12 protein-coding genes are annotated in these 14,001 nt (G+C 56.6%); 2 read left to right on the forward strand and 10 right to left on the reverse strand.

The features are described 5' to 3' along the window. Nucleotides 1-206: 206 nt before the first annotated feature. From LMTR21_RS24650 to LMTR21_RS24695, 10 genes are all read right to left on the reverse strand, one after another. Nucleotides 207-1,196 carry a nodulation protein NodZ gene (locus LMTR21_RS24650; protein ID WP_065756052.1) on the reverse strand — a complete coding sequence of 330 codons (990 nt, stop codon included), beginning with the start codon at nucleotides 1,194-1,196 and terminating at the stop codon, nucleotides 207-209. A 391-nt stretch (nucleotides 1,197-1,587) separates the two neighbouring features. Continuing rightward, a complete protein-coding gene (locus LMTR21_RS24655) occupies nucleotides 1,588-3,633 on the reverse strand; it encodes a carbamoyltransferase family protein (protein ID WP_065756053.1) in 2,046 nt (681 codons plus the stop codon). Between the two features lie 94 nt (nucleotides 3,634-3,727). Further along, nucleotides 3,728-4,516, reverse strand: a complete 789-nt coding sequence (locus tag LMTR21_RS24660) for an ABC transporter permease (RefSeq protein WP_065756034.1) — start codon at nucleotides 4,514-4,516, stop codon at nucleotides 3,728-3,730. Between the two features lie 3 nt (nucleotides 4,517-4,519). Then, nucleotides 4,520-5,434, reverse strand: coding sequence for a nodulation factor ABC transporter ATP-binding protein NodI (nodI, locus tag LMTR21_RS24665; RefSeq protein ID WP_065756035.1), 915 nt, complete (start codon nucleotides 5,432-5,434; stop codon nucleotides 4,520-4,522). Between the two features lie 9 nt (nucleotides 5,435-5,443). Beyond that, nucleotides 5,444-7,153: a nodulation protein NodU gene (gene nodU, locus LMTR21_RS24670; RefSeq protein WP_148636008.1), complete on the reverse strand. Its 1,710-nt coding sequence runs from the start codon at nucleotides 7,151-7,153 to the stop codon at nucleotides 5,444-5,446. Nucleotides 7,154-7,162: 9 nt separating this feature from the next. Continuing rightward, nucleotides 7,163-7,786, reverse strand: coding sequence for a nodulation methyltransferase NodS (gene nodS / locus LMTR21_RS24675; RefSeq protein WP_065756037.1), 624 nt, complete (start codon nucleotides 7,784-7,786; stop codon nucleotides 7,163-7,165). Nucleotides 7,787-7,813: 27 nt separating this feature from the next. Continuing rightward, nucleotides 7,814-9,166 carry a chitooligosaccharide synthase NodC gene (gene nodC, locus LMTR21_RS24680; protein WP_065756038.1) on the reverse strand — a complete coding sequence of 451 codons (1,353 nt, stop codon included), beginning with the start codon at nucleotides 9,164-9,166 and terminating at the stop codon, nucleotides 7,814-7,816. 15 nt (nucleotides 9,167-9,181) lie between these two features. Further along, nucleotides 9,182-9,841 (reverse strand): chitooligosaccharide deacetylase NodB, encoded by a 660-nt coding sequence (gene nodB, locus LMTR21_RS24685; RefSeq protein WP_065756039.1) that lies wholly within the window; start codon nucleotides 9,839-9,841, stop codon nucleotides 9,182-9,184. Continuing rightward, complete coding sequence (locus tag LMTR21_RS24690; protein WP_065756040.1) at nucleotides 9,838-10,470, reverse strand: NodA family N-acyltransferase; 633 nt, start codon at nucleotides 10,468-10,470, stop codon at nucleotides 9,838-9,840. Before LMTR21_RS24690 ends, nodB begins: the two co-directional genes overlap by 4 nt. Then, nucleotides 10,467-10,895 carry a hypothetical protein gene (locus tag LMTR21_RS24695; protein ID WP_141688614.1) on the reverse strand — a complete coding sequence of 143 codons (429 nt, stop codon included), beginning with the start codon at nucleotides 10,893-10,895 and terminating at the stop codon, nucleotides 10,467-10,469. The genes LMTR21_RS24690 and LMTR21_RS24695 overlap by 4 nt, the downstream gene beginning before the upstream one ends. Before the next feature lie 400 nt (nucleotides 10,896-11,295). Between LMTR21_RS24695 and nodD1 the strand changes: the two genes are divergently transcribed. Next, a complete protein-coding gene (gene nodD1 / locus LMTR21_RS24700; protein ID WP_065756042.1) occupies nucleotides 11,296-12,240 on the forward strand; it encodes a transcriptional regulator NodD1 in 945 nt (314 codons plus the stop codon). A gap of 799 nt (nucleotides 12,241-13,039) precedes the next feature. Further along, nucleotides 13,040-13,993 (forward strand): LysR family transcriptional regulator, encoded by a 954-nt coding sequence (locus LMTR21_RS24705; RefSeq protein WP_065756044.1) that lies wholly within the window; start codon nucleotides 13,040-13,042, stop codon nucleotides 13,991-13,993. Nucleotides 13,994-14,001: the final 8 nt, after the last annotated feature.

A 14,001-nucleotide genomic window follows, 5' to 3' on the forward strand; every position in this document is an offset into this window, starting at 1 on the left:
GCTGATTTATTGAAACTGTCGACTCCGGTATGGGATGCTATTGTGTTCTAGACGAATAGGGATCGGCTGCTCGATGGCGATAATGCGGCCACGTTCTTTGTCGCAGTTCTGAACCTTAACGAAAGACGCATCCGACATCACGAACGGCGATGCTGCGCAATGGAAGGGCGCGCCGATATGAGTGACGACGGTGCGGGTTGCAAGTTTCATAAATCCAGGAGACGTTCGGAGGATTCATCAATCAAGATCACCCGACTAGGATCGTTCAAATCGAACTCAATAATGCGTGGCGCGAAGAGACGGGCATAGCGCGTGAAGGCGCTAGTCGGTGGAAAGCGAATCACGGTATCGCATCGCCCGAGAAGATACATCTCGATGAGAGCGGAGATCCCGCCGTCGGAACCCAGTGCTGCACTATGTAATGGCCCTGCCTGATCCGCCTGGAACCGTTTTGGAATCGTGAAAAGATCAGGAAACACACCCGACAACTTGTGAAGCACCTGCGCGCTGTCCGTACACAGTAATACCCTCACAGGTCCTCGATGTGATAGCGCTTTGGCTGTATCAATGGCAGTGCATACTTGCCGCAAGGCGAGCTCCGGATCCGCCCAGTAGGGCGTGTGCCCCATTATATCTTCGCCGTTGCCGTGTCGAACATGAACCCCGATTACGCTGCGCCCTTCAAAGTGCTCTTGATATAGGGCGTCAATCCGAGCTTGAATTTCAGACCTTGGTTTGATGCTCCGAAATATCTGTCGTTCGGCATCCTGGTCGCAACGCCACATCAAACAAGCGTCACACACCACGGTGTTGGCTTCACTATCATGTTCGGCTTGGAAAAGCTCACTCAGCTCATCTCGTTCTCGGAAAATCTGTGCATCCGGGCGATAAACGCAGTCGATGGATGGCTTATTCCACCATGACGGGAAGAAAGGACCCGGAAACGAGAGCTGGTTGATCTCGTCATCGCAAATAACCCGCACGCCAGCAATATCTTTAATTGGCTCGAAGAACACCGGAAAGGCGTTCCTGAAGGGTTCATCGAGATAACAGGAGCCACGCCAATCGATGGCCAGCGTCCGCCCCGTCCGCTGCGCGTAACGCCAAGCTGATGCCAGCGACCACAGGCAATCACCGAAACCAGTACGCCGTCGAGAAACAACGAACCGATCGTTCATCAAGCCGCCAACAAGCATTTGTGTTTTCTCGTTAAGGGAATACCGCATGGAGATAGGAGTTTACGGAAACTCTAAGTATGGCTTCGCCCGATGCAACTGTCGTCAGCGATGGTGATGTTAGCCAACTTGGCTGATAGAACTTCATAGCCTGCTACCATGGAGGAGCCAGGCGAAACTATTGCAGTCGACATGCTTGATTTCAGTCTATCCGCCTGTTGCAGCAGCTCTTCGAAGCACTTTCCGGCATGTACGATGTCGAATAGAACTGCTGTGCTGGGACGCTTGCAGTCCTGAGCTCGTGCTTTGGCGCAGCGCCCAGGACTAGTAAGCATGAGTCCAGTCACCGGATATGCCCGCCCGCGCTCCCTCGCATTCGGAGACATGCACACCGAAATATTCATGGTGGGCGTTATACTTTCTCCAGCATTTGATCATTGTTTTGATGCACGCGAGCAGCATGTGAAGGATGCAGCCGGAGGCAGCGTTTCTCCCATAGCCGCCGGAGCTCCTTAACGACAGTTTCACGCCTAGCCTGATCGAACGTATTAGTATCCAGGAGATCCCCAAGCACGGCTTCGCCCTCGATCTGCATCAGTAGATCGAACACGTCCTGTGAAACACGCACACTGTCACCGCTGGAGTGCCCTTTACGGATTTGGTACACCGTCTCCTGGCGATCTCGCGCTATATAAGCGCGGACTCCTTGGAGTCGTGCATAAGGCGGCAATGAAACCGCGAGCGCGGTCCAATCCTCCAACGTTGCCACCCGCTTTTTGACGAGGAACGGCCCGACCACAAGTCCATCCAGCTCTGTCGTCAGAAATGTGGTAATCGCATCTGCAACCGAATCCACGATCGGCTCGGCATTGTTGTTAAATGACGTGTTGAGCAGAACTGGGATGCCCGTCCGCTTCTTGAACGCATTAATCACCTCCCAATAGGCGGGATTTGTCTTGCGCGATACTGTTTGCAATCGCGCAGTGCCGTCGACGTGCGTTATGGCACCGAGCACGCTTTGCTTGGAGTCGCGCACGCGAACGACAAAGTTCATAAAGGGAAATTTGCGCGTGCCGTTGGGAAGGTCGAAAAATTCGCTCGCATCCTCCTCCAGCACTGATGGCGCGAACGGTCGATAGCCTTCGCGCTTTTTGACCATCGCGTTGATCCGGTCCTTGTTTGCGGCAGGCCGAGGATCGGCGAGAATACTGCGGTTGCCAAGCGCACGTGGCCCGAACTCAGAACGACCCTGCACCCAGCCGATCACGGCACCATTAGCCACCCAGTCGGCTGCACTACCTGCCACGTCGTTGCTACGTTCGACGTCAAGGTGTCCACCCCATGCATCCAGTTCCTGCTGCACGGCGCTCTCGCTCGCGAGATCAGGACCCCAGTAGACCTCCTGCAGCCGCTCACGTGGCGCGGGCCGGCCCAGCTCATTAGACATCATTAGTGCAGCGCCCAATGCGCAGCCAGCGTCATGCGCCGCTGGTTGCACGAAGATGTCTTCAAAAAGCCCTGAATACAGCAGCTTGCCGTTCATGGTGCAATTGTGGGCTACCCCTCCAGCCAGGCACAACCGTTTCATACCCGTGGCTTCGCGATGATGACGGAGAATGTGAAAGACGATCCTCTCCAAGGCTTCCTGCAATGAAGCACTCACATCTCGATGCTGCTGCGTGAATGGCATTCCCTTTCGCCGGACCTGGATGCCCCGGCGCAGCGTCGGACCGATTCGGTCGAGATAGACGCGGTAGGCGCCGTTATCTAAAAGTTCGTAGAACTGCTCGAAGAGCTCACGATGGGGAGCCGGATCCCCGTAGGGGGCAAGCCCCATGACCTTGTATTCATCGAATAAGCCGTAGCCCAGACACCGGATCGTCTCGAGATAAAATAGCCCTAGGGAATTATTCTCCGGGAAACTCGCGAGTTGGGTAACCTCGGTTCCAGACCCAATAGCTAAGAGGCCGGAGAGACAATCACCACCGCCATCGATCGCGAGGATTAGACTTTGCTCGAAGCCAGACATCGCAAAGGCGCTTACGGCGTGCGCCTGATGGTGACTTACGAAAGAGACACGCGACGGATCGACCTCGGTACCAAACTCCTGCGCTAGCAAGTTACGCATCACCAGTTTGGCATCCAGAGGAATGGAAGCGTCCGGCTGGGACCCGAACAGGCTTTCGAGCATGGCGTTGCAATAGGTCTCGGTCGCGTAGAACGCGATACGATCGACGTCGCTGAGTTGGATCCCTGCGGCTGCAAGGCAGTATTCTATCGAACGGCTTGGGAATTTGTTGGAGTGCTTAATCCGATTGAGGCGCTCCTCTTCAACGGCCGCTATCACGCGTCCGTCCCGGACGAGCACTGCAGCGCCATCGTGCAGAAATGTGTTCGAAAACTCACGTGTGTCTTCATGGACTTTGTCTAGCCCGCCGCTCACTCCTAGACAGAACATCTCATTCTCCATTTATCGTGACACGAGGCCCAATTGGCCTGCCGAATTCGCGGTACTGCATCGTGTCTCACCATTGCGTTTGTGGAATATTGGGCTAGCGCATCAGGCGCCGGCGAAACAGCGCGATCGAGAGAAAGAACGCCAGCACCGCGTAAATGCACAGTGCACCGATATGAAGGCCTATGCCGCCTGCCGGGACCCCAAGCATCACTGGGCGGATGAGGTCGACCGAATGTGCCAGCGGCAATAAGCTCGCCACGCGCTGAAATGCGCTGGGCATCTGGCTCACCGGAAAGACTGCGCCACACAGGAACACCATGGGTGTGACGACGAGAGTCTGGTAAAACACGAAGTAATCGTAGCTTGGCGCAAGCGATACGACGATCATCGCTAGGCTCGCGAAGACGAAGCCAGTGATTGCGATTGCTGGTATCGAATAGAGGATGGATGTCCAAGCTGCATAACCCATGGTCGCGGCAACAAGTGCAATTGCTGTTCCGGCCAGAACGGATTTAGTAGCTGCCCACGCCAATTCACCGAGAACGATGTCGCCGAGCGTGAGCTGTGTGCACAGGATTGCTTCCCAAGTGCGCTGAGCACGCATGCGGGCGAACGCCGCATACATCGTTTCGAAGGTGGCTGCGGTCATAGCGCTAGTCGCGACCATCCCACCAGCCAGAAACGCGATGTATGAAGTGCCGTCGATGAGCCCCACAATTACTCCAAGGCCAAAGCCGAGGCCAAACAGATTAGTCATGGGATCGGCGAGATTGCCGAGAACCGATGCAAGCGCGACTTTCCTCCACGCCAGAAAGTTGCGACGCCATACAGCGACCCAGTTGTACGCGTTGGCGGGCATGACGGCAGCGTAACCTTCGCGCATCGTTCAACTCTCCATTTCCCGCCCGGTCAGCCGCAAAAAGACATCCTCGAGATTCGCAGGACGCTGCAAAAGGCGTAGACCTGCGCGCCCGCGCAGATGCACGAGCACCTGCTCCGGATCTGGCGCATAGCAAAAAAGCGTTTCGCCGCTCACTTCGACATGCCGGGCATAGGGCCTGATCAGAGAAGATAGCTCGTGCGGATCGCCGCCATAGATCTCGATCACTTGGCAGCCGATCTGCTCATCGATCAATGCGCGAGGCTCGCCTTCTGCGATCTTGCGTCCTGCTTCAAGCACGCACAGCCGATCGCACAACCGCTCGGCCTCTTCCATGAAGTGGGTGGTCAAAAGAATCGTCTTGCCTCGTGCCAGCAGCAATCGCAGGCGTTCCCAAATTAGGTGGCGCGCGTGCGGATCTAGACCGGTGGTCGGCTCGTCCATCACTAGCAGATGTGGGTCGTTGATCAGCGCACGCGCCAGCGTCAGCCGCCGCTTCATGCCGCCGGATAGTTCGGCGACGCGAGCATCCGCCTTGCTCTCCAGGCGAGCGAACTCGAGCAGCGCTGGCACAACTGCCTCGACCTCGCGTGCGCTCATGTTGAAGTAGCGGCCAAATACCAGCAGGTTCTCGCGGACGGTGAATTCCAGTTCGAGGTTATCGAACTGCGGCACCACGCCGATGCGCGCACGTGCCAGGCGAGCACGCGCCGGTACGGGCTCGCCGAGTACGGTCATCTTGCCGGCGTCCGGCGCTACCATGCCGAGAACCATACGTGCAATCGTGCTTTTGCCCGCCCCGTTTGGTCCGAGGAGGCCAAAGCACTCTCCCGACGCGACAGCAAGGGACAGCCCATTGACGACGATTTTGTCGCCATACGACTTCCTTACGCAGCTAAGGTCGATTGCTACGGTGGACATATGTTCATCTTAGACCGAAACAAGGCGTTCGGCCGGCGATCGTTCACTTACGGCCGTTTTGGTCCATAGCAGGCCGTCGCACCATATGTGTTCAACGCGTCCCCACTGGCATGCTGCTGCGGCATCCGGAAAAAACCCACGTCCATGGTGGTTGGCACTCGTATTGCACAGCAGCGGAATGCCCGTGAGTTCTTCATATTCGATGAGGAGCTCCGCGATTTTGTGCGGAGAGGTTCTGGGAACGGTCTGCAAACGCGCAGATCCGTCCAGGTGTATAATAGCGGGGACTTTGTTCCACCATTCTGCCCGTGTCTGGTGATCGAAAAGCATGTAAGGATCCGGCGTTCCGGGACTGAAAATTTCCGGCGCACGATCCTCCAGGCATATCGGCGCGACTGGCCGAAAGAGTTCGCGGAGCTTGATGTCGTTGAGATGATCCTTCATTGCCGGCGAAGTCGCGGCTGCCAGAATGCTTCTGCCACCCAATGCTCGCGGTCCAAGCTCCGCGCGACCGGCGAGAAAAACCACGGGCTTGTTGCTCGCGAGGATGGTCGCAAGTTCACGCATACTGCATGGCGCAGCCTTCCATTCGGACGACACATCGCTGGGTATTAGTGCCGGTCCACTGTAGACCGACCATTGCAGCGGCACGAAGCCCTTGGCCGCTGCCATTGCGGAGCAAGCGGCACCGATTGCCGAGCCGCTGTCATTCGGAAAAGGCGGCACCCAGACATCATCGAACAGGTCAGCCGCACGTAATGCACTGTTCCATTTGATATTGAGACCGCAGCCACCGGCTATGCACAAATTGCGCGGCCCCGGAAAACACGAATGCCGCTCCAAAGCACTGGCCATTTGGCGGATAAGGAGACGCTCGAGGAAACAATGAAACGATGCAAGTACATCTTCGGGTAGCTTATCTTTCAATCGGAGCTCGCTCGCGTCGAAGAAGTCGTGCATAGCCTCCAGTGAGGCCTCCTCGCTATTGACCTTCGCACGATGACGACGAGCATGCTCCGTGTCGCCCGCAAAGCGCTCCTCGTAGAGCTCCTGAAACATCGCCACAATGCCTTCATCAACTGACCCGAGCGCGATATAGGCCATCAGCTTGCCCGCAACACCTAGGTCCCAGCTAGTACGGCTCGCCTGCCTATAAGGTCCGAAGTGATGGCCCGCGACAGCATAAGCATGGCCTATGATCGGAAACAGGCATTCGATGAACCGCACGCCGCGGGGTTCTACGTAGTAGAGACGTGGAAAGATGCAGCCGTCCCATACCAGGCAGAAGGCGGGTTGTCCGGCTTTGGCAAAAGGACTCGTGCAGTATGCGGAGGCAACATGGCCTGTGACGTGCGGATAGCTTTTATAAGGAAAGACCCGGCCGTCGAGCATCAGGTTAAAGCCGTCGCGCGACGTGAGAAGGCCATTGGCATTCCGTTCAACATACGGCGCCCCTTTGAGAGTGATAGGCGCGACCCCGCTGAGGACTTGGAATTGCGACTCGACCTGCCCGTCCCAGCCGTCGATGACGAACTGATCAACATCCCGCGGATCCAGACCATGCTCCGCTAAAGCGACAACAACTGCGTCAAGATTGTCGATGGTTTGATACCGCGGATTGTTGCTCCGTTTCTCCTGCTCGATGCAAAAGACCAGCCGTCCGTCCTCAACCAGAGCAATCGCCCCGTCATGCGTCAGCTTGATGCCGCAGATGCGCATAGTGTCTCCTCAGCAATTGGATTTAATGGACACTCGAACTGGATTCCGAAAGTAGACGAGCAAGCAGTCTTCGTTAGTCGATTCGCCCTGGCAGTGTACGCGCTCGACCTCGATCAACGTTTCATTGAGCATGGTGATGACCGCCTCGGCACCAGCAGCGTGCCCCCAACGCCTGCACGCGGCATCACGCGCCGATCCAAAGAGCAGACGCCCACCTGGCGCAAGCATCTGCACCAGATTGCGGATGGCCGCGCGTATCTCAGTTAAGTCGTCGAGGTAGTAGAGAACTTCCGCCACGACGATCAGATCGAACAGCTCTGGGGTCGAGAACTCTTGGATATCGGAAGCTATCCACTTGATGTGCGACCACCTCTTCGTCCGTTGGCACGCTCGACCGATCGCTCGCGGCATAACATCAACCACCGTGAGCCGTTGACAGTGGGGTGCCAGTTTTTCTGTGAATGCGCCGGCTGCGCACCCGACTTCCAGACCATGTGTAATAACCCCTTGGGCAAGCGACAGCCGGAGCATTTGTGTGTGACGCTCCCGCTCGAACGGATTACCGTCGAGTCGCCACGGATCGTCGCTCGCCAATTCGAGATCTAACGATTGATATTTCTTGTTCCGGCTCACGACTTGTGCACCTAAATAGCGTTCAACTCACTTGCCGCTGCAAATACTGTTCGACGCCACGAAACTCGAAGACCGGCGCGAAAGATCCTTGCGAACTGACCCAGCAATGACCGAACCTCCATTAGCGTTTGGTCCAGCCATCGGGTTTGGGATGACGACCTGTGTTTCACCCTCGTTTGATAAGTTTGAAGACTTGCGCGACAGCCAATCGCTATTGCTCAATGTGCACAGTGCATAGGCTTTCACGGGGAGTAACAGAAAGATGTTGATGAGTGTGTGCAGAGAAAAGCCGAGAAAGCGCAGTTCGCGAGCACGAAAGGCTGCGACGCTGCAGCGAACTACGGTCATTGATGCGATAATCAGTCCTGTCCACCACGGTACTGTGGCTGTGATTGCGAGCTGCGCGAGCGCCGCTAGCGCTGAAACGGCGAGAAGTAGCGGGCCGAGATTCTGTCCGACTACATCTAGCGTTAGATAGCGATCCAGTTCGGGTAACAGGCGCAGCGCAAGGAAGGTGTCACGGAAAGTGCTGCGTGCCCAACGGAGTTGTTGACGCAGATACGGCCTTAGCCTATCCGGAACCACTGTTGCCGCGACGGCGTCGGGAACGTACTCCGTTCGAAATCCTGCTTTCAACATGAGGATCGTGAGGTGGCGATCCTCACCGAAGTCGCTTGGCTTTCCGCGAAAAAACTGCGTCTCGTACTGATCTAGCAGCAAAAGGAGCGCGGAACGGCGGTACATGGCACATGGGCCGCAACAGCACATAACGGCGCCGAAGCGAGCCTGTGCCGCGCGCTCTTCGTTGCAAGCCAACCAGTACTCCATGTCGATCAACCGGGTTAACCAGGTGTCGTTTCGGTTACTCGCCGTCAACTGACCCATGGCCGCCCCGATCGCCGGATCCTGCATCTTTCGTACAAGTTTCGTGACTACATCGGCGGCGAGTATCGTGTCCGAATCGACGTTGAGCACCAAATCTCCAGACGACCTGCGTATCGCAGCGATCTGCGCCTTCCGCTTTCCGACATTCTTTCGCAGAAGAATAAAGCTAAACCTCGGGTCGTCGGCGTAGGCGTGGTGAACGGGTGCTACAGCTTCGAGATTTCCGGAACCGTCATCAACCACATAGACTTGCAGTTTCCCGCCGTAATCTTGGCCTGCAATGGATATCAGACACGCCGATAGCGTGCGCGGGTCCTCGTTGAAGCAGGGGACGATGACATCCACGCTCGGCAAAGCGTCGGAGACGACCACGTCATCCGAAGCCGACGAAACGTTTGTCGGCAGAGCATAAAGCACCTGAGCGCTTTTATAGAAAGTCGAGAGCAGCGCATACAATGAAATAGCGACAGTGCTGGTCGTAGCAAGAAGATTCATGAGTGTGTCGATTGTTTAGTGAGGTTGAGGAAGCGAGCGAATTGAGAATCCGCGGCCATGCAATGCTGGAATCAGGTGGGAAAGCGCCAAGACGGTCTGGTCGCGAACACGAGCATGAGTAGCCCGTCCTAACTCCTCGGGAGGACATCCATCGTGCAAGAGCACGATTGCACCCGCCCGGACAGAGGCCAGCACAGCGTCGACAATCGCGTTAACGCCGGGACGAGACCAGTCTCGCGGATCTACCGACCAGTGCAGGGCGGCCAGTCCAGTCCTCGCCGACGTGGTGAGCACCTCTTCGCTCCACATCCCATAAGGCGCACGCATGTGCCGCAGCTGGGCCTGGGGGCACGCCATTTTGATGACCCTGCTCGCCGCTCGTATTTCATACTGCACTTCCGTGAGTTCGCATCTGGACAGGTCCGGATGCGTCATCGTGTGGTTTGCGACCTCGTGCCCTTCTGCGATCATTCGTCGGATTAGTTTCGGCTGGTCCGCCGCGTACGCGCCGATGACGAAGAACGTTGCGGGCACTCGGTGTTCCGCGAGCACATCCAGGACATCCGGAGTGCACAGTGGATGCGGACCGTCGTCAAACGTCAGATAGACGCCGCGATCTTCAGTGCGGTCAGCGTATTCGCTGCGCACTTCGCATAAGCGTTCGAGGTATGTCACAGCTCAGGCCCGTTCCGATCAATTATCGTACCAGTCGGCCACTCGCTGATCGGCCGTCCAATCGGCAGAACCAGGACGAGCACGTCCTCCACGCGCGTGGGCGACAAGTTCAGATACACATCCGAAAGGGTGGACCGCACGCGAACCCCGGAGATAATGGTTGCCAGACCGCGGCGGGCCAGCAACCTTGTAAGATGTTCCTTCAGCGCATGCCGAACCGTGCCGAAACCGAACGGAACGCCGAGCTTCTGCAGTACTGGATACATCACGCGCATTGAGTGCGTGATTCCGAGTCCCTCAAGATCCGGACGTACCCCGTACAATCCTAGCTCGGCCACTAGTAGATCGACGTCTCCGATCTTGATGAAGCGGCGTAGCGCGCCGATATGAGCCGCTACGCCGCGTGCGTCGTAGCCGATTGCACGGAGCTCAGGTCTCGCGCCGGCCCAACTTCGATAATCTCCGAATGGTTTGGCATTGAACTCGCCGGTGGGACCATAGGTCTTTCGGAAGAAGTCGGAGAGTTCGATATGGTCGGCGAGGCGCAGTTCATTTTCCCAGACCACCTTCCACCGCACCGGCGAACGCATGGACACACCTGCCGTAGAGCTGGACACGGCAATATTCATAGTTGCCTCGCATTCACTGTCTGGCGTTTGACGATGGACTTGATGAACGCGAGTCGTTCGCTTTCGATGAATGGCTTCACCGGGGACTGGGAAACGCTAGCTGCGGCCAGATGCTGGCATAGCAGGGGCCCGGCCACTCCGGTCCACTGAACATTCGCTATCAAGGAGGACGGGCTGAGAGGACGGCTAGATTGCAATAGCTCATCTGCGCGCTGGACAGATTCGCACTTTTCGCCGGTCAAACAGAGTGCGCCTGTCAGCGCTTTACGGACCGATGCATCGCTATCCACGACGGAGATTACATCGAGCGCATGTGCCATTCGCACCAGATCCACTGGGGACTTCTCCTGCATTTTGCGCACGATTTGACTGCTTTCGACACGCGATACATTTGGCCGGGTCGCAAAGGCATTTGGCGCCTGCAATCGGCAGCTCCTGACTGATCGCCACGTTAGAGCGCAATTGCGGGCCGCATCAATTCTACGGAGGTAAACGGCCAATATAGGAACGACTAGAGAAGCTATACGAACGTTTACCGGTAGTGAGCGGTGAGGAGACCTGCGGCACATCTGTCGCGTCGAGCCGCTGCGACGCAGTTTGCACAACCCATTGAAAACTCTGCCTCCAATGGACCTGCGCTTCGATCGACACTCGGGGTGCAGCCGAGACTTTTTCGCGGAGCCAGGGCAACGACTGATAAGCATTCCTGATATGCCTGAAATTTTTGTTTGTCCCGACCGACGGCTTTGCTATCCGCCATTCGGCAACATTGGTAAAATCGATTGTTTTTATTGAACTCATCCAAAGGATGGATAACTCCACGCTATGCGCTTCAAAGGACTTGATCTAAATCTTCTCGTCGCGCTCGATGCTCTGATGACCGAGCGCAACCTCACCGCGGCGGCACGCAGCATCAATCTGAGCCAGCCGGCCATGAGTGCGGCCGTAGCCCGGCTACGCGACTATTTCCGCGATGAACTATTTACGATGAGGGGCCGGGAGCTTGTCCCAACACCACGAGCCGAACGGCTCGCAGCACCGATTCGCGAGGCTCTGGTCCACATTCAGCTCTCCATTATTTCCCGCGACACGTTCAACCCAGCCAAATCGGACCGCCGCTTCAGGATCCTGCTTTCCGATTTCATGACAGTTGTTTTTTTTCGAAGAATACTGGACCGTGTCGCGCAGGAAGCTCCCGCCGTCCGGTTCGAATTTCTGCCCTTTATCGATGAGCCCGATGAGCTTCTGCGCCGCGGCGAGGTCGACTTTCTTGTCTTACCGGAATTGTTCATGTCGAGCGCGCATCCTAAAGCCACACTGTTCGAGGAGACACTCGTGTGCGTAGGCTGCCGCACTAACAAGCAGCTGTCACGGCAGCTTACATTCGACAAATACATATCAATGGGACACGTTGCAGCGAAGTTCGGACAGACGCTTAGGCCCAATATTGAGGAATGGTTTTTGCTTGAGCACGGTCTTAAGAGACGTATCGAGGTCGCTGTGCAGGGCTTTACGATGATCCCTCCCATGCTATCGGGGACTGAGCGTATAGCGACGATGCCCTCAAGGTTGGCCCAGCATTTCGCGAAGACGATGCCCCTGCGGATCGTCGAAACTCCTCTCCCACTTCCCGCATTCACCGAGGCTATCCAGTGGCCCGCTCTCCACAATACTGATCCGGCAAGCATTTGGATGCGGCGGATAATGTTGCAGGAGGCGGCCCGCATGGCTTCTCCGCGTGAGCCCCCCCGAAATCGCAGGCGCTGCTAGGTTTTGCTCGAGGTCTCTTAACACCTGGTCTCGGCCATCCAGATGCTTCAAGATCACCTGCTCGCTCGGGCCGCTCTCATTATGCTGCAATGTCTCGGAAGCCCGCACTGCAAGAGGTACGTACGCCACTTCTGCATGCAGAAGAACCCCTGCAATTCGCTGACAGCCGCAGCGCGCGCCCGAATTGGCGCGCTTGAGTTGCCGCTTGATCAAGTAGCGCTTTAATCTTGTTTTTTGCGCCCGCCACCTGCCAGCCCCCCCCCCGCAAGATGTTCTTGGAAGTAGGAAAGGAGTGCAGCGGAGGGATTTTACGCGATTGTTGCGGGCTGCATTTGGCACCTGTGCTCGCGACGTAGTTCAGATATTGCGCCAGACGCATTTTGTCGAATGAAATGATGTTCAGCTACATCACTGAAATTGCTTGAGTCGCACACTGCGTCAGGTTGTAGGCTCACAAACGACGAGCAAAGCTATGCCACGCGAGCGTCGATAGCGCATCTGCGGCACTATTGGCGTAATGGTGGGCAAAGCGCCCTACTCTCAGCGGTTCATAGTGATCGATGTAGCGCTGGGAGCGATTTCTGAGCGCACCAAAGGCCCTACTTCAAGCCGCGGGTGACTTCCTCGCCCGCTCGATTCTCCGTTGCGCAACCAACATGCTTGCGTCGAGTACGAGAGCCTTCTGTGCGATCGGCGCGGTGACCCGGAAAGAGCCTAGCTCGGGGGCGACTGGGACCTTCATCGAAGGAACCATTGTTGCTCAATGTTTACAACGCAAAGGCTTTCAACGGGAGACGGTATGCGTTTTAAGGGCCTTGATCTAAATCTTCTTGTTGCGCTCGATGCTCTGATGACCGAGCGTAACCTCACCGCGGCGGCACGCGGCATCAAGCTGAGCCAGCCGGCCATGAGCGCCGCCGTCGCCCGACTACGCGCCTATTTCCGCGATGACCTATTTACGATGAGAGGCCGGGAACTTGTTCCAACAGCGCGCGCCGAAGGGCTCGCCGCCCCTATTCGCGAGGCTCTGCTGCACATCCAGCTCTCCATCATTTCCCAGGATGTGTTCAACCCTTCCAAATCGGATCGCCGCTTCCGGATCCTCCTGTCTGACTTCATGACAATCGTATTTTTTCGAAAGGTCGTGGACCGTGTCGCACGGGAAGCTCCCGCCGTCAGTTTCGAATTGCTGCCACTCGCCGATGCGACCGACGAGCTTCTCCGGCGCGGTGAAGTCGATTTTCTTATCTTGCCGGAATTGTTCATGTCGAACGCTCACCCTAAAGCGACATTGTTCAAGGACAGACTCGTATGCGTCGGATGCCGCACGAACAAGCAGCTACCACCGCAGCTTACATTCGAGGGATACATGTCCATGGGACACGTGGCGGTTAAGTTCGGGCTTACGCGGAAGCCCTCCATCGAGGAATGGTTTTTACTCGAGCACGGTCTCAATAGACGCATCGAGGTCGTCGTGCAGAGCTTTGGCATGATCCCACCTGTACTATTGGACACTGGCCGCATAGGTATGATGCCCTCAAGGCTGGTTAAGCACTTCGAAAACACGATGCCCCTGCAGACCATCGAACTTTCGCGATCACTTCCCGCATTTACCGAGGCTGTCCAATGGCCCACTTTTCATAATAGTGATCCGGCAAGCATCTGGTTGCGAGAGATACTGTTGGAAGAGGCGTCCCGGATGAGTCCTTTGCCGGACATCACGAAGGATCCAGATGCCCATAAATTCACCTAACGCGCCTC

Origin of the sequence: Bradyrhizobium paxllaeri (assembly GCF_001693515.2) — a bacterium.
GTDB lineage: Bacteria > Pseudomonadota > Alphaproteobacteria > Rhizobiales > Xanthobacteraceae > Bradyrhizobium > Bradyrhizobium paxllaeri.

Coding starts and splice junctions, on each gene's coding strand:
- LMTR21_RS24655 (WP_065756053.1), bottom strand. CDS start 3,633: ATGTTCTGTCTAGGAGTGAGCGGCGGGCTAGACAAAGTCCATGAAGAC.
- nodD1 (WP_065756042.1), top strand. CDS start 11,296: ATGCGCTTCAAAGGACTTGATCTAAATCTTCTCGTCGCGCTCGATGCT.
- LMTR21_RS24705 (WP_065756044.1), top strand. CDS start 13,040: ATGCGTTTTAAGGGCCTTGATCTAAATCTTCTTGTTGCGCTCGATGCT.
- LMTR21_RS24690 (WP_065756040.1), bottom strand. CDS start 10,470: ATGAATATTGCCGTGTCCAGCTCTACGGCAGGTGTGTCCATGCGTTCG.
- nodC (WP_065756038.1), bottom strand. CDS start 9,166: ATGAATCTTCTTGCTACGACCAGCACTGTCGCTATTTCATTGTATGCG.
- LMTR21_RS24650 (WP_065756052.1), bottom strand. CDS start 1,196: ATGCTTGTTGGCGGCTTGATGAACGATCGGTTCGTTGTTTCTCGACGG.
- nodI (WP_065756035.1), bottom strand. CDS start 5,434: ATGTCCACCGTAGCAATCGACCTTAGCTGCGTAAGGAAGTCGTATGGC.
- LMTR21_RS24660 (WP_065756034.1), bottom strand. CDS start 4,516: ATGCGCGAAGGTTACGCTGCCGTCATGCCCGCCAACGCGTACAACTGG.
- nodU (WP_148636008.1), bottom strand. CDS start 7,153: ATGCGCATCTGCGGCATCAAGCTGACGCATGACGGGGCGATTGCTCTG.